Annotated in this window: 24 protein-coding genes and 1 tRNA gene; 17 read left to right on the top strand and 8 right to left on the bottom strand. The window is 69.5% G+C overall.

Annotated elements, in window-relative coordinates; genetic code table 11:
- Nucleotides 1-80 precede the first annotated feature (80 nt).
- The 14 genes from VSH64_RS24845 to VSH64_RS24780 are packed head-to-tail and all read left to right on the top strand — an operon-like array spanning nucleotide 81 to nucleotide 12,259.
- Entirely contained in the window at nucleotides 81-284 is a 204-nt protein-coding gene (locus VSH64_RS24845) for a hypothetical protein (protein WP_326565073.1), read from the top strand.
- Nucleotides 285-3,737 carry a hypothetical protein gene (locus VSH64_RS24840; RefSeq protein ID WP_326565072.1) on the top strand — a complete coding sequence of 1,151 codons (3,453 nt, stop codon included), beginning with the start codon at nucleotides 285-287 and terminating at the stop codon, nucleotides 3,735-3,737. It begins immediately after the preceding gene.
- 37 nt (nucleotides 3,738-3,774) lie between these two features.
- Nucleotides 3,775-4,665, top strand: coding sequence for a phage tail family protein (locus tag VSH64_RS24835; RefSeq protein WP_326565071.1), 891 nt, complete (start codon nucleotides 3,775-3,777; stop codon nucleotides 4,663-4,665).
- Nucleotides 4,666-4,677: 12 nt separating this feature from the next.
- Entirely contained in the window at nucleotides 4,678-5,826 is a 1,149-nt protein-coding gene (locus tag VSH64_RS24830) for a hypothetical protein (protein WP_326565070.1), read from the top strand.
- A 20-nt stretch (nucleotides 5,827-5,846) separates the two neighbouring features.
- Nucleotides 5,847-6,092, top strand: a complete 246-nt coding sequence (locus tag VSH64_RS24825; RefSeq protein ID WP_326565069.1) for a hypothetical protein — start codon at nucleotides 5,847-5,849, stop codon at nucleotides 6,090-6,092.
- Nucleotides 6,093-6,094: 2 nt separating this feature from the next.
- Nucleotides 6,095-7,243, top strand: coding sequence for a hypothetical protein (locus tag VSH64_RS24820; RefSeq protein WP_326565068.1), 1,149 nt, complete (start codon nucleotides 6,095-6,097; stop codon nucleotides 7,241-7,243).
- Nucleotides 7,244-7,257: 14 nt separating this feature from the next.
- Nucleotides 7,258-7,983 (top strand): hypothetical protein, encoded by a 726-nt coding sequence (locus VSH64_RS24815; protein WP_326565067.1) that lies wholly within the window; start codon nucleotides 7,258-7,260, stop codon nucleotides 7,981-7,983.
- A gap of 28 nt (nucleotides 7,984-8,011) precedes the next feature.
- A complete protein-coding gene (locus VSH64_RS24810) occupies nucleotides 8,012-8,254 on the top strand; it encodes a hypothetical protein (RefSeq protein WP_326565066.1) in 243 nt (80 codons plus the stop codon).
- Nucleotides 8,251-8,967: a hypothetical protein gene (locus tag VSH64_RS24805; RefSeq protein ID WP_326565065.1), complete on the top strand. Its 717-nt coding sequence runs from the start codon at nucleotides 8,251-8,253 to the stop codon at nucleotides 8,965-8,967. Before VSH64_RS24810 ends, VSH64_RS24805 begins: the two co-directional genes overlap by 4 nt.
- A gap of 2 nt (nucleotides 8,968-8,969) precedes the next feature.
- Nucleotides 8,970-9,851 carry an N-acetylmuramoyl-L-alanine amidase gene (locus VSH64_RS24800; protein ID WP_326565064.1) on the top strand — a complete coding sequence of 294 codons (882 nt, stop codon included), beginning with the start codon at nucleotides 8,970-8,972 and terminating at the stop codon, nucleotides 9,849-9,851.
- Nucleotides 9,851-10,231: a hypothetical protein gene (locus VSH64_RS24795; RefSeq protein ID WP_326565063.1), complete on the top strand. Its 381-nt coding sequence runs from the start codon at nucleotides 9,851-9,853 to the stop codon at nucleotides 10,229-10,231. Before VSH64_RS24800 ends, VSH64_RS24795 begins: the two co-directional genes overlap by 1 nt.
- A 3-nt stretch (nucleotides 10,232-10,234) precedes the next feature.
- Nucleotides 10,235-10,600 (top strand): phage tail fiber protein, encoded by a 366-nt coding sequence (locus VSH64_RS24790; RefSeq protein WP_326565062.1) that lies wholly within the window; start codon nucleotides 10,235-10,237, stop codon nucleotides 10,598-10,600.
- A gap of 16 nt (nucleotides 10,601-10,616) precedes the next feature.
- Nucleotides 10,617-11,927, top strand: coding sequence for a LamG-like jellyroll fold domain-containing protein (locus tag VSH64_RS24785; protein WP_326565061.1), 1,311 nt, complete (start codon nucleotides 10,617-10,619; stop codon nucleotides 11,925-11,927).
- Nucleotides 11,924-12,259: a hypothetical protein gene (locus tag VSH64_RS24780; RefSeq protein WP_326565060.1), complete on the top strand. Its 336-nt coding sequence runs from the start codon at nucleotides 11,924-11,926 to the stop codon at nucleotides 12,257-12,259. Before VSH64_RS24785 ends, VSH64_RS24780 begins: the two co-directional genes overlap by 4 nt.
- A 69-nt stretch (nucleotides 12,260-12,328) precedes the next feature.
- Here VSH64_RS24780 and VSH64_RS24775 read toward each other — a convergent pair whose 3' ends face one another.
- From VSH64_RS24775 to VSH64_RS24760, 4 genes are all read right to left on the bottom strand, one after another.
- Nucleotides 12,329-12,706, bottom strand: a complete 378-nt coding sequence (locus VSH64_RS24775) for a hypothetical protein (RefSeq protein WP_326565059.1) — start codon at nucleotides 12,704-12,706, stop codon at nucleotides 12,329-12,331.
- Between the two features lie 187 nt (nucleotides 12,707-12,893).
- Entirely contained in the window at nucleotides 12,894-13,076 is a 183-nt protein-coding gene (locus VSH64_RS24770) for a hypothetical protein (RefSeq protein WP_326565058.1), read from the bottom strand.
- Complete coding sequence (locus VSH64_RS24765) at nucleotides 13,073-13,246, bottom strand: hypothetical protein (RefSeq protein WP_326565057.1); 174 nt, start codon at nucleotides 13,244-13,246, stop codon at nucleotides 13,073-13,075. Before VSH64_RS24765 ends, VSH64_RS24770 begins: the two co-directional genes overlap by 4 nt.
- A 35-nt stretch (nucleotides 13,247-13,281) precedes the next feature.
- On the bottom strand, nucleotides 13,282-13,500 hold the full coding sequence (locus VSH64_RS24760; protein ID WP_326565056.1) for a hypothetical protein: 219 nt from the start codon (nucleotides 13,498-13,500) through the stop codon (nucleotides 13,282-13,284).
- 150 nt (nucleotides 13,501-13,650) lie between these two features.
- Between VSH64_RS24760 and VSH64_RS24755 the strand changes: the two genes are divergently transcribed.
- Nucleotides 13,651-14,412, top strand: coding sequence for a GntR family transcriptional regulator (locus tag VSH64_RS24755; protein WP_326838028.1), 762 nt, complete (start codon nucleotides 13,651-13,653; stop codon nucleotides 14,410-14,412).
- 60 nt (nucleotides 14,413-14,472) lie between these two features.
- Here the strand turns inward: VSH64_RS24755 and VSH64_RS24750 are convergent, their stop codons facing one another.
- From VSH64_RS24750 to orn, 3 genes are all read right to left on the bottom strand, one after another.
- Nucleotides 14,473-15,633, bottom strand: coding sequence for a site-specific integrase (locus tag VSH64_RS24750; protein ID WP_326565055.1), 1,161 nt, complete (start codon nucleotides 15,631-15,633; stop codon nucleotides 14,473-14,475).
- Between the two features lie 96 nt (nucleotides 15,634-15,729).
- Nucleotides 15,730-15,805, bottom strand: a tRNA-His gene (locus tag VSH64_RS24745).
- Between the two features lie 74 nt (nucleotides 15,806-15,879).
- Nucleotides 15,880-16,488: an oligoribonuclease gene (orn, locus tag VSH64_RS24740; RefSeq protein WP_326565054.1), complete on the bottom strand. Its 609-nt coding sequence runs from the start codon at nucleotides 16,486-16,488 to the stop codon at nucleotides 15,880-15,882.
- 117 nt (nucleotides 16,489-16,605) lie between these two features.
- On the opposite strand from orn, the gene VSH64_RS24735 reads away from it, so the two are divergent.
- Nucleotides 16,606-18,147 (top strand): helicase HerA-like domain-containing protein, encoded by a 1,542-nt coding sequence (locus VSH64_RS24735; protein WP_326565053.1) that lies wholly within the window; start codon nucleotides 16,606-16,608, stop codon nucleotides 18,145-18,147.
- Nucleotides 18,148-18,215: 68 nt separating this feature from the next.
- Nucleotides 18,216-18,602 (top strand): DUF3224 domain-containing protein, encoded by a 387-nt coding sequence (locus VSH64_RS24730; protein ID WP_326565052.1) that lies wholly within the window; start codon nucleotides 18,216-18,218, stop codon nucleotides 18,600-18,602.
- Nucleotides 18,603-18,726: 124 nt separating this feature from the next.
- Here the strand turns inward: VSH64_RS24730 and VSH64_RS24725 are convergent, their stop codons facing one another.
- Nucleotides 18,727-19,863 (bottom strand): S1C family serine protease, encoded by a 1,137-nt coding sequence (locus tag VSH64_RS24725; RefSeq protein ID WP_326565051.1) that lies wholly within the window; start codon nucleotides 19,861-19,863, stop codon nucleotides 18,727-18,729.
- Nucleotides 19,864-19,924: the final 61 nt, after the last annotated feature.

Raw genomic sequence — 19,924 nt, 5'->3', positions numbered from 1 at the left:
CATCCGGCCGCGTCATCCGCACGGTCACCACCCGCACTCCGGAATGGACGGGCGAAGACCGGGCGCAGGTCCTGGCGTTCATGGACTTCGAGGCCCTCACCTGCAACGGCTGTGGCGGGTATCTGCCGGAAACCACCGACCCGGAGAACGAGGCCCGCTACCTCACCGAGCCGCCTCACCGCTGCCACCGCTGCACGTCGATCGCCGCGAAGCAGGAGAACTACCAGAAGGCCAAGCACCCAAACGCCTACGTGGCGTGGCCGACGTTCCTGAAGGAGGCGTAGATGGCTGACCGCTCCGTCTCCGTGAAGCTGCTGGCCGACGTCGCCCAGTACATCGCGAAGATGCAGGCCGCCGGCAAGTCCACACGGGATCTGGAGTCGGCCGGCCGGGATCTGCGCAAGGCGCTCGACGACGAGGCCGACGCCGAAGGCCGCGTGCGGGTCGCGTCGGAGAAGCTGAACGAGGTCCGCAACAACGGCAAGGCCAGCGTCGCGCAGCTCGCCGCCGCCGAGGAGGACCACGCGTCGTCGCTGCGGAAGCTCGAGGCGGCGCAGCTGCGCACGAAGGACGCGACCGACAAGTTCGCCGCGGCGCAGAAGCAGGCCGCCAGCGACACCGAGGAGTCGAACCGGCGGGTCGAGCAGTCGTTCAGCCGGGTTTCGGCGCGCGCGAACGCGGCGTTCGACATCAAGAGCTTCTCCGCCCTGTCGGTCGGGCTCCCGGCGGCCGCCGCGGTCGGTGCGGCCGGCGTCACCGCCGCGCTCGGTATCGCCGCCACGGGGTTCGCCGCCCTCGGCGTGTACGCCGCCTCGTCGGACGTGCGGATCGCGCAGGCGTTCACCGACCTGAAGAACAGCGTGCAGCGCGACGCGGCGGGCATGGGCGCGGCGTTGCGGGACGACGTGATGGCCGCGATCGACGACGCGTCGAAGGCGTGGGATCGGCTCAAGCCTCAGGTTCAGGCCGCGGTGAACGCGTCGGCGCCCGCGATCCGCACGCTCACCGGCGCCGTCACGGACTTCGCTGAAGGCGCGATGCCCGGGCTGCTCACTGCCGTGGAGAAGGCCGGCCCCGAGCTGGAAGGTATCCGTGACTTCGCCGGCGCCGCCGGCACGGGTCTGGGCCAGTTCTTCACCAACGCCTCGTCCGGCTCGCAGGACGCGGGGAAGGGCTTCGAACTGCTCGGGAACACCGTGCAGCTGCTCGAGGCGCGGTTGGGCACGCTGTTCGCGCACCTGGCGCAGGGCTCCTCGGGCCCGCTGAACTCGTTGTACGCCATCGTCGACCAGATCACCGGCGCGCTCAACGCCATGACCGCGCAGGGATCCGGCGTCATCGGAGCGCTGAACGGCTTCACCCTGGCGGGTACCGGCGCGGTCGCGACGATGACGACGCTGCTGCGCCTCATATCCGCTCTCCCGCCGGAGATCACGAACTTCGCTGGCGCATTCGGCGCGGCCTCGCTCATCGCCTCGAAGTTCGGCCTCGACGTCGGGAAGGGATTCGAGGGTCTCGGCAAGAAGATCTCGGAAGCCAAGGGCGTCACGAGCAAGTTCAGCACCGCCATCGGCGGCCTCGTCGAAGGCGCGTTCAACCCGACGACGTTCGCCGTCTCAGCACTCGGTATCGGCCTGGACATCCTCGGGAAGAAGCAGCAGGAAGCTGCTGCCAACGCCGCCGCGCACGCCGAGCGCGAGCGCAACCTCGCGGATGCCCTGCGCGAGTCGGGCGGCGCTGTCGATGCCAACGTGCGCGCGCAAGCTGCCTACGACCTCGGCAACTTCAAGGTCGGCGACAGCGTCCGGAACCTCAACAAGGAGGTCCTGACGCTCGCGGGTCCGCAGGGGCTGAAGCAGCTGCAGGACGCCTACCTCGGTAACTCGCAGGCCGGCGACACGCTGAAGGCATCGCTCACCTCGGTGCTCGACCAGCACCGCAAGGTGGCGACCGGGTTCCAAGCGGCCAAGGCGATTTTCGACGACCACATCAACTACGTCGACGGCGTCGCGTACGCGTACGACGACACTGGCCTCTCAGCGCAAACCCTGCTCGATGCGCTCGGCAGCGAAGGCGGCATTTTCAACGAGGCGTCGCAGGGCGCAGCGGCGAACGCCCAAGCTGTCGCGTCTGCCGGCGACTCGTACAAGGCGCTGACGCCGGCCGAGATCGCCGCGAAGACCGCCGCCGTGCAGCTGACTGGCGCGTTCGGCAACCTTACCGGCGCGGGCGGCGACGTCGCTCAGGCTGGGGCGGACATCATCAGCGCGCTGCGGATCCTCGCGGGCCAGACCCCGTCGGTCGACGAGGCGATGCAGGCGTGGAACGACACCATCCGCGGGCTCAAGGACAATCTGAAGGACCTGAACCTCGGGAAGCAGTCGAAGGACTTCATCGACGCGTCCGGCGCGATCAACACCACCACCGAGGCCGGCTCGAAACTGCAGGACACCGTCACTGGTGCGGCCAACCAGTTCGCCGCGTACGGGCAGGCGCTGCGCGACGCAGGTAAGCCGTCGGACGAGATCGCGACGAAGCTCGACGGGATGCGCGACTCGTTCGCGAAGCAGCTCAAGCAGATGGGTCTGAACGACAAGCAGATCGGCGTGCTGCTCGACCACTACGGCCTCATCCCGGACAAGATCAATACCGTTCTCGGGATCGAGGGCAACGACGCCGCGAAGCAGGAGATCGAGAAGATCTCCTCTGATCTCAAGGGAATCCCCGCCGAAAAAGGCATCAACATCAAGACCATCTCCGCGCCCGCGCAGAAAGCGCTGGAGGACCTGGGCTACAAGATCGTTGCACTGCCGGACGGCACGTTCCAGGTGTTCGCGGACACCAAGGCGGGCCAGCACGCTGCGGATGTGCTGCTGAACAACATCAACCAGACCAAGGGCACCGTCTCGATCTACGGCGACGCCGACCCCGCCACAGGGGCCGTGGCGGACTGGAAGACCGAGACGAGCCACGTCTACGGAAACACGACCGTGACCTCGGACATCAGCCCGGCCAACGGTGCGGTGCGCACCTGGGTGTCCACCACGGACGCGACCGGCGCCGTCACAACGACGTTCACCACGACCGACCCCGCGACGGGGAAGGTCCAGCAGTGGAAGCGGAACACCGACGGCACCTGGGCGCAGGTGAACGTGGACGCCAACACGCAGGCCGCGCGCGACGCGGTGAACGGGTTCGTGCGCGACAACAACGGCCGCGTCGTCAGCATCAACGTGGTCACGTACTACAAGAGCGTCGGCACCCCGGGCGTCCGGACGGGCATCAGCTCGCCGGACAGCTACTACGTGGGCCCGCACGCCGCCGACGGCGGGCTGTTCACGGATGGCGGCCTGCGCCGGTTCGCGGACGGCGGCCTGAACCGGCCGCTCGACGTGAGCGGCGGCGGCCAGCTGTACGGACCCGGCACGGGCCGGTCGGACTCGATCATCGCGCGGGTCGCGAACGGCGAGTACGTGATGGACGCCGCCAACACCAGGCGGAACCTGTCGACGCTCGTCGCGATGAGCAACGGCAAGACGCCAATGCTGCAGCAGCAGATCCTCTCCGGCGCGGCGTCGGTGCAGCAGTGGTCGCCGCGGGTCGTCGTGCAGGCACCAGCCTCGACGGCCGGCCGCGGCGGTCAGGGCCAGGCGAACGTCACGATCAACACGGCACAGACGGATCCCAACCGGCTCGCTGCGGCGATGGTGTCCGCGCTCGCCTGGCAGCTTCGGTGAAGGGGGACCTCTCGTGGTGCTGACTAAGCCGATGCAGGTGACTTTCACGATCGGCGAGTGGGCGGCCGGCGGCACCGACGAGTTCGGGTGCCGCTGGTCCGTCCCGACAGAGACGATCTTCCACGGACCTGCGCGGAAGACCCACACGTCGGAGCGGCCGTTCGGGATCGGCGGGTACCGGTCACGTTCGTACGCCGCGGGAAAGTCGTTCATGCTGCAGGGCTGGTGCAAACCGATGGCCGAGCCGGAGTGGCCGCTGCTCGTCGCCGCCCGCCGGCGGCTCATGAGCGTGCTGTCCGATGGCGAGCAAGGGCTGCTCGTCGTCGACGACGGGGTGACGTCTCGGCAGCTGACGGTTGAGCTCGACGACGCCGACCCGAAGTGGGACATCTGGGAAGCCAACAGCGGAGCCGACTGGCAGCTCGGGTTCTACGCCGCCGACCCGCGGTTCCTGTCCACCGTGGAGCGCACCGCGCAGGCCACTCTGGCGAACACCTCGACCGACGGCCTGAACTGGGCCAGCGGCTCACCCGGTGGCCTGGACTGGGCGGCCGGCAGCCCCGGCGGTTTGGACTGGGGTGTGAGCGGGTCCGGCGGGAACACGCTTGTGATCACCAACGACGGCACCGCGCCGTCGTGGCCGCTGTTGACGATCACCACTCCGTCGAGCTGCCAGAACCCCACGTTCACCGACCCGGTGACAGGCGATGTGTTCGGCTACACCGGCAGCATCGTGGCCGGGCAGACGCTGCGCATGGACTGCTCCCCGTTCAACCCCACCCCCGTGACTCTCGACGGCATCGACCGCACCGGGGCGCTCGCTTCCGCGAGCTTCATCGAGATCCCGAAGAACAGCACCAGGGCGATCCAGTTCACCGGCACAGGCGCCGGCACGGTCGTTGCCACCTGGCGCGACGCCGACCTCTGAGAAGGAGCCGCGATGACGACGAATGCCGCCGCGACCGGGTTTTGGAGCTCGGCCACACGCAACAACGCACGCCAAGGCCGGGCGCTGCTGCAGTCACTGTTCCTCGCCGGAGCGGCCGCCGCGCCGCTGACCGCAACCCGGGCCGGGGTGATCCTCACCAACGGCGACCAGACCAAGGGCTACGACGGGTTCGCGTCGGTCGTGTCCGGGCAGACGATCAACGTCGCCCCGGTGGTGTGCGTGGCGAGCCGGCCGGGGCAGGGCCCGTACCTGGGATGGTTGCTGCCGACGGCGGTGAACGTCACCTGCGACGCTCCGCCGGCGACGAACCCGCGCAACGACATCGTGGTGATGCGGATCTACGACGCGGCGCAGGGCGACACGCCGCCTGGGTCGGGGCCGTGCCAGATCGAAGTCATCACCGGTAGCCCAGCTGCTTCCCCGGTGGACCCGGTGACGCCGGACTCGACCGGCACGATCACGAGCTGGTCGGGGCTGCCGGTGCCGTCGCAAGGAACCGGCGGCGGGATCGCGGTGCCGCTGTGGCGGGCGCGGGTCTCGACCGGTGGCGCCGTGACGCTCACCGACATCCGCCGCTCGACCGGCCTCCTCGGCGGCGTGCGCGCGCTGCTCCCGGGCGACTCGCTGTCGGACGCATCGAACATGCCCGGAGACATGCGGTGGTTCAACGGGCTGGACTACTGGGACGGCGCCGCCTGGAACGAGCTGGGCCGGCCGCGGATCGGCGGCGAGTACCAGGGCAACGCGCAGGCGACCATGGCCGCCAGCGGCGCCACCAAGATGAACTTCGGCGCCACCGTCCAGGCCGCGAGCGGGATCACCTGGAACGGCTCGAACCAGTTCACCGTCGTCACCGCCGGCGTCTACGCCCTCTACGCCGGGGTCAACACCGGATTCTCGGCGACCGGCAGCTACGGCGTCGGCATCCACGGCGCGTCCGGCATCCCCGGCAGCACTACGCCGTGGCTGTCCGCACCGACGTTCGCGCAAGGCCAGACCGACGCGTTCACCGCGAGCGAGGTCTACCTCGCGGCCGGGGCAACGCTCAGCGCCTACTTCTACAACAACGAGGCCGCCACCCGCCTGATCAACACGGCGTCGTCGAAGCCCGCGGTGTTCCGCGTGTGGCGCAACCGCTGACCCTGAAACGGAGCCAAGCCATGCCGTTCGCTCAACCAAAGGTGCAGTACGCCGTCTGGGACGGCCAGAACCTCTCCGAGATCAACCAGTTCCTCGGCAGCGCCTACGTCGGCACCGGCGGAGGCCTGTACTCGCCGGCGTTCGGCGGGTCCCTGATCACCGACGTGGTGGGCACCTACGTCGTGGCCGCGACGACTGGGTTCTGGGAGACCTACCCCGACGAGGCGTCGTTTCTCGCCCGCTACATCCCCCTCGCGGTGGAGTGACGGTGCAGGAACGCGAGTACGCCGCCGCGGTCTACGACACCGTCACCGGGCGGGTGCTCTACGACCTCGACCTCGCCGACGAACCGGAGTGGGCGGCCCAGGTCAACGACTCGGGGAGCTGGAAGATCACCGTCCCGCTCGACGGCGGCCCGCGGACGGTGCGGGCGCGCGAGTGGTGTGTGCCGGACAAGTTCTCGGTCGCGATCCTGCGCGGCGCCGAGGTGGCGCAGGCCGGCCCGATCACACCGTACGAGCCCGACGACGAGAACCCGATCCTGTCGGTGGCCGGCAAAGGGATCTGGGACATCCTCGACCGGCGCGTGCTGCACAACGCCGCCTGGAACCCGGGCGCCGGGCAGCGGCTCACCGACCCAGCCGCGGACATCAACCTCACCGACTCGCTGCCCAACATAGCCCGCGAGATCGTGAACCACGCCATCAACATGCAGCACATCGCCGGGTCGGGCCTGCCGATCGACCTGCCCGCGCTCGACCCCGCCGGCGGCGACAACGTCCGCGCCTACCACGGCTACGACCTCGCCTACTTCGGCCAGCGTCTGCGGGAGCTGACCCAAGTCGACAACGGCCCGGACGTGCTGTTCCAGCCCTACATCACCGTGGCCGGCGGCCAGCGTTTCATCCGCCACGAACTGCTCATCGGTGACCCGTACCTCACACAGCCAGGTGTTGACCTGCGGTTCTTCTACCGTCGCAACCTCACCCGGCTGCCGATCTCCGGCGGCACCACGTCCAGCGCGAGCCGTGTCTTCGTGAAGGGGAGCGGCAACGAAGCCGGCCAGCTCTACGGTGCCGCGACGGCTACCGCCCGGATCGCCGACGGCTACCCGCTCGTCGACTTCGTCGACGGCAACCACACGGATGCGACCGAACAGTCCACTCTCGACAGCTGGGCGCAAGCCGACGTGGACCTGTACAGCAACGTTCCCGAGCAGTGGCAGGCGACCGTGCTCGCCGACGGCGACCCTCCGTTCGGGACCTACACGCCCGGCCACTTCGTGACCTACTCCGTGCGCGGCCACCACTGGCTTCCGGACGGCGAGTACCGATGGCGGATGGTCGGCATGTCCAAGTCCTCCGGTACGGCGCGCGACCGCATCGATCACCAGCTGCAGGCCATCCGCGCAGCCTGAGGAAGGAGCTGTTGATGGTCGCACAGCAACCCATCGAACGCCCGAAATCCGTCGACCCGTTGGTGAACAGGCTCGACGACTTGCAGCGACAGATCGACGCGCTCAGCCGCCAGTCGAAATACCCGTTCGTCATCGGCCACAACGGCGAACAGGACTTCGCCGTCGTGCCGGACCTGAACGACCCCGACGGCAACGCCAAGGTCGTCATCGGCAACGGCGCAGGCGGTGTCGTCCTCGAGACGTTCTACTCGACGGTCTTCGGCGGCAAGGCCGCGCGCATGGTCGACCTTGATGGCATCGTCATGTGGGCTCACGACGAGCTCGCCGGTTACGGCCTGTCCCACCCGTCAATGAATCTGCCGACCGGACCGGCGTTCTACGGCTTCGGCACCGAGACCATCGCCAACGGCGTTGAGACGGGGATCGGGCAGGGCATCAACTTCGCGTACAACCCCGCACTCAGGGTGACCGGTCTCGTCCGCCCGACCGCAGCGACCACGTGGAACTACCGGTGGAAGGTCGACTACAACGGCGGCACCGTCTTCTCCGACCTGACCAACGGAGTAACAGGCGCGCAGAACTGTTCCGCCACACTGCTGCTGCCCGCCAGCGCGATGGCGCACCAGATCGCCATGACTCTGCTGGTCACCAACACCGGCGGCGCGCAGAACTTCTTCTACGGCCACTTCCGGGGCTACGGCGTCTCGATGGCCCAGTACAACGTCGACAACGGCCTGTGACCGTCCACTGTGCACGAAAGGGGGCGGAGTGAGTGATCTGGCGTCGCTGCTTCCCGGGATCGCGGCCGTCATCACCTCCATCGGCGGCATCGTCGTCTCCGTCTACGCGATCAACCGCGGCTCGAAGCGGGAACGCCGCCGCACCGCCGAGAAGGTCATCGACCGCGTGCTCGGCAACGACGAGGACGACGACGAAGACGACGACCGGAGCGAGGCCATTGCCGAGCTTCTCGAAGAGCTCCGCAAGCGCCGAGAAGGTGACGACTCATGACCGGTGAGATCGACCGCACCATCGTCCAGCCCGCCGCTGACGCGGGGCGGGACCGGGGGTTGCGCCGTCTGCTCCTCGTCGGCGTGGCCTTACTGCTTGTGCCGATGGCGTTCCTGGCGTTCCAGTACTTCTCGCAGCACGGCGAGATCACCGAGCTGCAGCAGACCAGCGACAGCCGCGCCGCCGACGTCGGGCGGCTGGCGCAGCAGGTGAAGTCGCTGGGCGCCACACCGGTCGTGCAGCCGCCTCCCGCGGCCCCAGCCGCGGTGTCCGTGGCGGTTGACCCGGACGTGCTGCGCGCGGCCGCGCGCTCGGCCGTCGAGGACTACTGCTCGGCGCGGGACGAGTGCCGCGGCGCCAACGGCGAGACGCCCGACTTCGACGCGCTCACCAACGCCGTCCTCGCGCGGATCCCCGTGCCGAAGGACGGGGCACCTGGCAAAGACGCGCCCACACCTGACGTGGCCGGCGCGGTCGCCGCGTACTGCGGGCAGGACACCGATCCATGCCGCGGCTCGGACGGCACGAAGGGCGACACCGGCGACACGGGCGCCACCGGCGCGACGGGAGCGCCCGGCCCTGCGTGCCCCGACGGCTACCAGCTGGCCGACGCCACCATCGAGACCCCCGACGGGCCGCGCCCGGGCAAGGCCTGCGTCGACCCCACCGCCGGCATCCCGCCGAGCCAACCTGAACCCCCGACCGGAGGCTGACCATGATGCTGACCTCACTCGCCACCATCGCCCGGTCCGCCGGGCTCAACGTGGTCGAGCAACCCGGCTGGGCGACTCGCGGCCACGGCCAGATGTCGGGCGTGAAAGCGGTCGTCTGCCACCACACTGCCGGCCCCGCCACCGGGAACGCCCCCTCGCTCGGCGTCGTGCAGAACGGGCGGTCCGACCTGCCCGGCCCGCTCGCGCACTACGTTCTCGGCCGCGACGGCACCGTGTACGTGGTCGCGGCCGGGCTCTGCTACCACGCCGGCGCCGTGCTCAACAACGCCTGGTCCAACAACTACGCCATCGGCATCGAGGCCGAAGCGACCGGCACCGCGGCGTGGCCCGACGTCCAGATGGACGCGTACGCGCGACTGTGCCGCGCGCTGTGTACCACGTTCAGCCTGCCGCTCTCGGCGGTGCTCGGCCACAAAGAGGTCTGTGCGCCGAAGGGTCGCAAGGTCGACCCGAACTTCGACATGGGCGCCTTCCGCGCCCGGCTCACGTCTGTCGGCACCACGCCGGCAAGCGGCGGAGGGGCCGCGGCCGGCGGCCAGAGCATCCCGCCTGCCAACAACAACCAGGAGGACCCCGTGCAGCTCACCCCCGGCAACAAATCCACCTCGATCTCGTGCAAGGGCGCCAAGGAGCTGGTGATCAGCGTCGCCTACGACAGCCTGACGATCCACCAGTGCGTGTTCTTCGGCCCATACAACAAGGCGGGTGACAAGAACCTGCTGAAGGAGGTGGCTCCCTCCAACGGCACGGTCACCGACCACTACCCGTGGGTCGTCCCGGTCCCCGAAGGCGCGCTCTCCTGCTCGCTGTGGTGGGAGCTCGCCGGGCCCGACCACGGCGCGTCCGTGCAGCTGGTGTTCTGATGACCGCCCCCGAAGCCCCGGCCACCCGTTGGCAGAAGCTCGCCGCGTGGGTGCGCACCGCGCCCGGCCGGTTCCGCAAGGCCTTCGCTCTGGTCGGGACCATCGCCGCGATCCCCGGCGTGCTCGGCCTACTCAACCTCATCCCCGGGGTCGAGATCAGCGCGGGCACCTTCGCCACCGTCGTCGCGGTCGCCGGCGCGCTGGCCGGCGGCGGCGTGGTCGCCGCCGTACCGAACAAGCCGAGCCTCGACGACGCGCTGCGCGCGCTCAAACCGCACGGTCTCTACGTCTCCACGGCAGACCCGGCGCCCGCGGTCGACCCGCTCATCGCCGAAGACGTCCCCCGCACCCTCCTCACCCCGGTCCCCCCGAAGGAGTAGGCCGTGTCGTACACCAACGCCGCCAAAGACGCTGCCGTCAACGCCATCCGCGCGCTGCTGACCTCGAACCAGGGGTTCGTGTCGATGCACACCGCCGACCCCGGTACGACCGGTGCCAGCGAGGCCACCGGCACCACCTACGCCCGCGGCTCGACCACTTTCCCGGCCGCGTCCGGCGGCACAGGGTCGACCGGCGGGCAGGCCACCGTCACCGCGCGCACCGGGTCCACGACCGCCGCGACCCACGTCGGCATCTGGACCGCGTCGACCGGTGGCACGTTCATCTGCGGGATCCCGCTGTCCACCACGGAGAACTTCTCCACCGCGGGCGGCACGCTGCTCTACACCCCGACCCTGTCCGCGAGCTGACGGGAGGCGGGAGGCCGTGGCCCTCAAGTTCGCAGCGGGGTTCGGCGCCGGGACCGGCACGACGGTGGCCGACGACTCCGGCAGCGGCCACCCGCTGACCGTCGTCGCCGGCAGCTACACCGCGTCCGGGCACACCGGGCCCGGGTTCCAGAACAGCCTCGGCACGAACACCACCGGGGCATCGGGCACCGTGGCCGCCGTCAGCGGAGCCGCGTGCACCCTCATGGCGTGGGTCAAGCCATCGTCACTGCCGACCAACGGCGTGCAGCTGATCTGCGGCGCCATGCAGACCGGCGGCTCGACCGACTTCGCGCTGTGGAGCCAACGCGGCGACTTCTCCACGCACAACGTGCTCCAGGGCGACGCCCGGCTCGGCGGCGGCGTCGTCGCGGCCAACGGCACGGCACTCACGGTCGGCACGTGGGTGCACGTCGCGCTCACGTTCGACGGCGCCAACCTGAAGCTGTGGCGCGACGGCACGGTGATCGCCACGGTAGCCAACGCCGGCACGCTCGCCAGCACCACGAACTTCGTCATCGCCGGCATGAACATCAGCGGCGTCACCGGCAACATCGGCCCCGGCGTGGTCGACGACGTCCGCTACTTCGACAGCGACGAGTCGGCGAACATGGCCACCTGGATGGCCACACCAGTGAGCGGAGCCGGAGACCAGTTCACCGACGCCGGCACCGCCACCATCACCCTCGGCGCGACCGGCACGCAATCCCGCGTCGCCACCGCCACGGGCACGGCCGGGCTGGCGCTCGGCGCGACCGGCACCGCGAGCGCGCAACGCGCGGCCACCGGCACCGCGGGCCTCACCCTCGGCGCCACGGGCAGCAGCGGCCACATCGCCGCAGACGCTGGCGCGGCCGCCCTCACGCTCGGCGCCACCGGCGCGTACGCCAGGGTTGTCACGCTCGCGGGGCTTGCCGAGCTCGTGCTCGGCGGCGACGGTGCGGCGCTGCACGTCGCCACCGACGCCGGCACCGCGGCGCTCACCCTGCTCGCTACCGGCACCGTCGATTCCGGCGAATCGGTCGATGCCGGCACCGCCCTGCTCACGCTTGGCGCCACCGGTGTGCAGACCGCGCGGCGGGCCGCGGTCGGCTCCGCGCCGCTGGTGCTCGGCGCGGTCGGTACGCACGCCGCCGTGCGCACGGCGGCCGGGACCGCGGTGCTCGAGCTGCTCGCCACCGGCGTCGTCGGCGGCGGGACCGTGCACGGCGCCGTCGAGCCGCGGCTCACGATCCTGCCGAACCTCGCCACCCTCGCGATCCGGGGCAATGAGGCGACGTTGTCCATCGACCAGGGGGGAACCGCATGACCAGCATGCAGATGAAGCAGCACGACCTCGAACCCGCGCTCGTCTTGGTCGCCGAGGATGCGGCCGGCATGGCCGACTTCGGCCAGGTGGGCTCGTGGCGGATCCTCGGCAAGCTGGCCGGCGAGCTCGTCGTCGACGGGCCGCCCGACACCGCGGTGGTCGACCCGGAGAACCCGGCGCGGGTCACGCTTACCCGCGCGTGGGTGTCCGGCGAGACGGCGGCGTTGGGGGAGATGCGGATCGAGGCTGAGGCGATGTGGCCGGGCGACCGGCCCCAGACGTTCCCGCCCGCGTCCTACGGCACCGTGAGGTTCTACGCCGACCTCGGCTAACCAACGAGCACCACCGAAACAACGAGGCCCCCGCGCACCAGCGCGGGGGCCTCTTCTTCATGCCCAGGGTCAGGCGTCTTCGGTCTCGCGTCGCGCCGCCGGCTGCACCATGATCCCGCCCAACAGCCCCAGCACGCCGACGCCCATCAGCACGAAACCCCACGTGCGACGCGTCGAGAGCGCGGAATCGCAGGCCTGCTCGAACCCGCTGTAGCTCGCGCCGCTGATGCCCAGGAGGTTCGGCTGTCCTTGGTCGGCGATCATCGCGGCGGTGAGGTCGCCGACGGCCTTTTCGTGCTCGGCCTGGCTGGTGTCCTTGCTGAATCCCGTTCCGCAGCTGACGCTCTGCCCGCCGGCGGCCCGCGCGGTCACGTTCAGGGACATGAGGACCACGCCGATGATGGCGATAGCCAACGCGGCGACGATCACGAAGGTGCGCGGTTTCATCCTGGGCTCCCCTTGGCTAGACCTGCACAGATGACTCGCGAAAAGCGAGTCCGGCGTTACACCGAATATGCGAGGGCCGGCGGAACGATTGGGGGTTGATCCGCCGGCCCCCGTCCGCCTCGAGGGGCGGTCTGGACCCCGGCCGCCGTGCCCGCGTCGGGGGAGCAGACACGGCGGCCGGGAGCTTTCACAACAGAGGCGCGTCACGCAGCGCGCGGGCGCGGCGCGCGGGTTCTTCCACTTGATGCCAGTACTCGGCGGCGCGCTGCTCGCAGATGGTCATCGGCACTTCGTACCCGTTCACCTCGATGACGTTGCCGTCGTCGTCGTAGACCTCGCCCGCCAAGTTCCAGTGCCAGCCCATCGTCATCGGCCCGTGTTGGTCGGGAGCGTGTAGGGCGCGCACTTCGGGCAGTCCTCGTCGTTGGCCGACGGTTTGGCCGGTGTGTGCCAAAGCCCGCACATGGACTTCACGATCGTGCCGGCGGCGGTCGTGAGCTTCGAGTAGATGACGTGGCGCTTGCCGTCATCCGTCGGCATCCACTCGAGCTTCACAGCAATCCGGGCACCCACGGTCATCGCCTCGCCCGAAAGCAGGTGCGGCAGTCGCGCGCCTTGTCGCGGTTCTCGCCGAGGTCTTCGGAGAGCTCGGAGCGGAACGCCCACCGCGCGGGGATGACGAAGGAGCTCAGCGTGCAGTCGGGTTGGAAGGTGCCGCGAGCCTCGTCCTCGAGTTCGGCGCGCAGGTACCGGTGGTTGCGGGTGTCCTTTGCCCAGAACCGGACGACGAACATGACCTTGTCGAGTTCCTCTGCTGGCAGCTCACCTGCAACGCACACCACGATTGCACCCCGCTGATCACTGGCTATGACGTCCTGACAACACACAGTGCCACGGGTAGCGCAACTGGTCAAGACTAGCTGACCAGTGCCAGAATGGCGGGCATGGTGGATCGCAGAAGCGGCGTGCCCGCGTTCCGGCAGGTAGCGGCAGACCTGCGCGAGAAGATCACCGCCGGCACGTACGCCGCCGGCGAGCAGCTGCCGAGCGAACGAGACCTCGTCGATACCTACGGGGTCTCTCGCCCGACCGTGCGTGAAGCCGTGAACATGCTGCGCACCGAAGGCCTGGTCGTCGCCGAGCACGGCCGCGGTGTGTTCGTGCGGCCGCCGGCCAGCATCCAGCGCGTCGCCCGATCTCGTCTCTCGCGTGAAGCGCGTGAACGAAACCGCGGCGCGTTCCTCGCAGACGCCGCAGCGCGCGGATTCACTCCCTCCACCTCAGTGAAGATCCGCTTCGAGGAAGCCGATGCGCGCGTCGCCGCGCACCTCGCGATCGACGAAGGCGCCGAAGTCACCGTGAGGGACCGGGTGATGCGCGCCGATGGGCTCGTGGTCCAACTGGCGGTGTCGCGCCTACCGCGAACCATCACACGCGGCACCGCCATCGAGGACGTCAACACCGGACCCGGTGGGGCCTACGCGCGGCTGGAGGAACGCGGGCATCAGCTCGGATCGTTCGTCGAACACGTCGGCGCCCGGATGCCGACACCGGACGAGGCTTCGCTGCTTCAGCTCGCCGACGGAGTTCCGGTCATCACCGTGACCCGCGTCGCGTACGCGTTCGACGGGCTGCCTGTCGAGATGAACGACATGGTGCTCGCGGCGGACCGCTACGAGCTGTCGTACGAGTGGCCGGCGGACTGACCTTCGCGTCGCCCTCGGCTGCGGCCCCGGCACCCGTGCGGTGCCGGGGCTCTTTCGTCTCTACCCCTGGATAGCCAGCAGGGCCGCGTTCGCGGCGTCCGCAGATCGCGAGAGCTGGGTCGGGTCGAGGTGCCCGTAGATGTCGACGGTCGTTTTGATCGACTCGTGGCCGAGGCGCCGTGACACGGTGGCCATGTCCACGCCGGCGGCGATCTGCCAGGACGCGTGGGTGTGGCGCAAATCGTGGATGCGGGGGCTCTTGTTCAGCCGCTGGGCCCTTGGCACGAACACCTGGTCCTGGTCGTACTCGGCGTTGGCGGCGGCGATCGACGGCGCCCAGATCCGGTCGCGGAAGTTGTTCTCGCGCAGCCTGGCGCCGCGCGGCCCCGGGAACAAGGGCGCGTCGAGGTCCCGCCCGACGGTCATCTCCTCGAGCTCGGGCACGAGCAGTTCGGGGATCGAGACGGTGCGCCGGCCGTTGCGGCCGGTCTTGGTGGTGCCGACGTAGCTGCCGTTCCTCTGACGCTTCAACGCTTTCGTGACGCGGATCGCAGGGATCTCGCCGAACAGCTCGAGGTCGCGGACCCGCAACACGACGAACTCGCCCCAGCGGACACCAGTGGAGACGAGGAACTTGACCGCCAGCCGGTAGAACGGCGGGACCTTGGCGAGCAGCAGCGCGAACTCACGCTGGGTGAGATAGACGATCTCGTCGGGCATGTACTCGGGGAGCCGCATCCCGTAGAACGGGTTGTCCGGCCGGTGCTTGGGAACGGCGGAGCCGATGCCAGCCGAGAGGAACGCGTGCACGTTGCGCATGGTCTTGCCGCCCATGCCCGCGTCCTCGCGTTCGTTGACCCACTCCTTCGCGATCCCGTCAAGGTTCTCGTGGTCGATCGGAATATGCCCGATGAACGGGTCGATGTGGTTGGTGAGGTAGCTGCGGTAGTCGTCGCGGGTGCGTTCCTGGATGCCGGTCAGGTGGTCGACGTAGCCGGTGAGGATCTCGGTGATGGTGGGCGCGTTGCCACGGACCTTGCCGAGCGCGCGGGCGGCGTCGGAAAGGCGTTGTCCGTTGGCGTTGAGGAACTTCTTCGCGCGCTCGGCTTCGGCCTCGTCGTCGAACGTGAGGCTGTCCTTGGCGCTGGTGTCGGGGTCCCGCCAGATCACGCGGTAGGCGATGGTGCCGTCGCTGCGGGGTCTTCGTTCGATGCTCGCCATGGCGGCCAGTGTGCCCCGGAAATGATGTCCGTGGGGACACATTCCGGGCTCTATGGGGACACTGATCAACTACATGCCCTGTGACCAGGGGCTTAGTGGGGTGAGCGACGGGTTTCGAACCCGCGACCTCCTGGACCACAACCAGGTGCTCTACCAGCTGAGCTACGCCCACCATCTGCGAGGGATCGTCGCGATCACCTTGCTGCGGATTATCGTAGCGTGTCGTCGCGACGGGTTTTCACGGGGTCAGCTTTGGTGCCGTTCCTGCACTTCGGCGGCCGCGGCCTTGGCTTGTTCGCTGGTCGGCCCGGGTTGGGGGACGAAGGCGACGCTGCGGTAGTAGTCGAGTTCGCCGATGGATTCCTTGATGTCGGCGAGCGCGCGGTGGGCGAGGCCCTTCTCGGGCTTCGCGTAGTAGATCCGCGGGTACCAGCGGCGCACGAGTTCCTTGACCGACGACACGTCGACCATGCGGTAGTGCAGGTGGCTGTCCAGCGCCGGCATGTCGCGGGAGATGAAGCCGCGGTCGGTGGCGATGGAGTTGCCGGCGAGCGGCGCCGTGCCGGGGTCGGGGACGTGCTCGCGGATGTAGTCGAGCACGCGCTGCTCGGCTTCGGCGAGCGTGACCGCGGAGGCGCGGACCTCTTCGGTGAGCCCGGACTTGGCGTGCATGTCGTGGACCACCTGCGGCATGCCGTCGAGCGTGGCGTCGTCGGTGTGGATGACGATGTCGACTCCCTCGCCGAGGACGTTGAGGTCGGCGTCGGTCACGAGGGCGGCTATTTCGATCAACGCGTCTTTGCCGAGGTCGAGCCCCGTCATTTCGCAGTCGATCCAGACTAGGTGGTCGGTCACCCGGACAACCCTAACCCGACACGGGGATGTCAGCCGGGTTACCTGCGCATTCGGCGCGTTACGCTCGGGCAGCCAGGTGAATGAGTGTGATTTCGGACTCGAAACGGGGTGCGGCCAGTGGCCGAGCAGGGGTCGGGGCCTGCGGCGGAGATCGCGCAGGGGTACGTGAGTGAGGGCGCCGCGGTGGAGCTGGGCGCCGTGGTGATCGACGGGAAGGCCGAGGCGGCCGCGGCCGTGCGGCTGCCGTTGGCCACGCTGAACCGCCACGGTCTGGTGGCGGGCGCGACCGGCACGGGCAAGACGAAGACGTTGCAGCTGATCTCGGAGCAGCTTTCGGCCGCCGGGGTGCCGGTGGTGCTGGCCGACGTGAAGGGCGACCTTTCGGGCCTGTCGGCGGCGGGCGAGGCGAACGACAAGCTCACCAGACGCGCGCAGGAGCTGGGTGACGACTGGGCGCCGGCCGCGAGCCCCGTGCAGTTCCTGTCGCTGGGCACCGGCGGCAAGGGCTCGCCGATCCGCGCCACGATCACGAGCTTCGGTCCGGTGCTGCTGTCGAAGGTCCTGGGTCTCAACGAGACGCAGGAGTCGACGCTCGGCCTGATCTTCCACTGGGCCGACCAGCGGGGGCTCGCCCTGCTCGACACGAAGGACCTGCGGTCGGTCATCACCCACCTGACCAGCGACGAGGGCAAGGCCGACCTCAAGGGCATCGGCGGCGTCTCGGCAGCCACGGCCGGGGTGATCCTGCGCGCACTGTCCAACCTGGAAGCCCAGGGTGGCGAGGATTTCTTCGGCGAGCCCGAGCTCGACGTGCACGACCTGATGCGCGAGGTCGACGGCAAGGGCGTGGTGACGCTGCTGGAGCTGGACAACCTGCAGTCGAAGCCGGCGTTGTTCTCGACGTTCCTGATGTGGCTGCTGGCCGAACTGTTCGAGGAGCTGCCCGAGGAGGGCGACCTCGACAAGCCGAAGCTCGTGTTCTTCTTCGACGAAGCGCACCTGCTCTTCGCCGACGCGTCGAAGGCGTTCCTGGAGCGCATCGAGCAGACGGTGAAGCTGATCCGGTCGAAGGGTGTCGGCGTGTTCTTCTGCACGCAGCTTCCCACCGACATCCCCAACGCCGTGCTGTCCCAGCTGGGCGCGCGGGTGCAGCACGCGCTGCGGGCGTTCACGCCGGACGACCAGAAGGCCCTGGCCAGGACGGTGAAGACCTACCCGAAGACGCCGCACTACGACCTCGAGACGGCGCTGACGTCGCTCGGGATCGGCGAGGCGATTGTCACGGTGCTGTCGGAGCGGGGTGCGCCGACGCCGGTCGCGTGGACTCGGCTGCGGGCGCCGCGGTCGAAGATGGGTTCGGTCGGCGACGAGGCGGTGGCCGCGACGGTCGCGTCGTCGGAGCTGCACGCGAAGTACTCGGAGACGATCGACCGGGAGTCGGCGTACGAGAAGCTGGCGGCGAAGGTGGCTCCTGCCGAGTCGCCCGCAACCGCGCCGGCCGCGCCTGCCGAAGCGCCCGCGCCCAAGCCCGAGAAGGAGGACCCGGGCCTGATTTCGCAGGCGATGAGCAACCCGGCGATGAAGTCGTTCATGCGCTCGGCCGCGTCGGCGTTGGGCCGGGAGATCACGCGCGGGCTGTTCGGCAATCGGCGGCGGTGAAAAATACCTGACACAAGCTGGCAGGTATGGCGGGCAGGCTTGGTGGCAGCCGACGGAAGGATCCAGCCATGACCACCACCGCGACCGCGACGTTCGAGCTCGACAAGTGGGAGCCGCAGACCCAGGACGAGACGGACGGCACCGAGTTCGCCCGGGTCGCCCTCGCGAAGACGTTCACGGGTGCGGTGGAGGGCACGAGCAGCGTGGAAATGCTCACGGCCTCGAACGCCACTTCGCGCGCGTACGTGGGCTTCGAGCGCCTGTCGGTGTCCGTCGACGGGCGGAAGGGTTCGTTCGTGCTGCGGCACTCGGCGGACGAGGAAGGGCTGTCGCTGGTGATCCTCGTGGGCTCGGGATCCGGTGAGCTCACCGGGATCTCGGGCACCGCCGCGATCACGCAGGACGAGGCCGGCCACCACACGTTCACGCTGACCTACGAGCTCCCGGCAGCGTGAAAGCCGCTCTCCCCGGGCCCCGAATCCCTGGGAGAGCGGCTTCCACCGTGGTTTCCCCGCCACCCCGAATTCGAGCGAGGAAAAGCCGGACGGGCCGCCCCGACCGCGGTCCGTCCGCGTCCGGTCAGCCGTTCACGATCTGGTTCACGATCGTCTTGGCGTCGTTGATCGGGATGGCGAAGCCGATCCCGACGCTGCCCGCGGAGCCGTTGGCCGAGGCCGACGGGCTGTAGAGGGCGGAGTTGATGCCGATGATCTGGCCCTGGGCGTCGACGAGCGCGCCGCCGGAATTGCCCTGGTTGATCGAGGCGTCGGTCTGGATCGCGGTGTAGCTCGGGCCGTTGTCGGCTTCGTTCGACGTGCGGCTGAACGGCGACTGCTGCTGCTCGCCCCCGCCGACGTCGGACAGCGGCCGGTTCAGCGCGCTGACGATGCCCGTGGTCACGGTGTTCTGCAGCCCGCCCGGCGAGCCGATGGCGATCACTTCCTGGCCGACCTTGAGCTGGCTGGAGTCGCCGAGGGTGGCGGCGGTGAGGCCGCTGGCGCCCTTGGCCTGCAGCACCGCGATGTCGCCCTTGGTGTTCGCACCGACCACGCTGGCCTGGTACTTCTTGCCGTCGGACGTGGTGATCGTGACGTCGCCGACCGCGCCGTCGACCACGTGGGCGTTGGTGAGGATGCGACCGTCGGCGGTCAGGATCACGCCCGAGCCGATGGCCTCGCCCTGGTCGGTGGTCACGTTGACCTGCACCACGCTCGGCAGCACCTTCGAGGCGACCGTGCTGACGTCGCCGCTGGCGGTGGTGTTGCTGACCGTCTGTCCGGTGACCGCCGACGACGCCGCGGGCGAGGCCACCGACGTGGTGGTGAGCCCGACGATCGCCGCGCCGGCGCCACCGCCGACGAGGGCCGCGGCGAGCGCGGTCGCCCCGACGACGGCGGCCAGCTTGCCGCCGCGCCGCTTCGGCCGCGTGGCCTGAACCGCGGGCTGCGGGGTGAAGAGCGGGTTCGGCGCGGCCTGCTGCTGGCTGTACTGGCCGTACTGCTGCCCGTGCTGGGCGTACGGGCCGTACTGCGGCTGAGAGTGCTGAGCCTGCTGGGCCTGGGCGTGCTGCGGCTGGGTGTTGTGGGCCTGCGGGTTCTGGGCCGCAGGGTTCTGGGTCTGGTGCGCAGCGTCCTGGTGGGCAGTGCTCTGGTGGGGCTGGTGCGGCTGGTGCCCACCGGGTGAGGCGGGGCCGGGCCGACTCGCGTTCTCGGTCATGTCACCAGGTTCGCGGCCGTGGTTGTGAGAACCCTGTGGAAATCCCTTCGGCTTTGCTGAG

The sequence above is a fragment of the Amycolatopsis rhabdoformis genome, from assembly GCF_035918295.1.
GTDB lineage: Bacteria > Actinomycetota > Actinomycetes > Mycobacteriales > Pseudonocardiaceae > Amycolatopsis > Amycolatopsis rhabdoformis.
The sequence above is the reverse complement of the archived record's forward strand: the minus strand, read 5'-3'. Positions and strand labels throughout refer to the sequence as shown.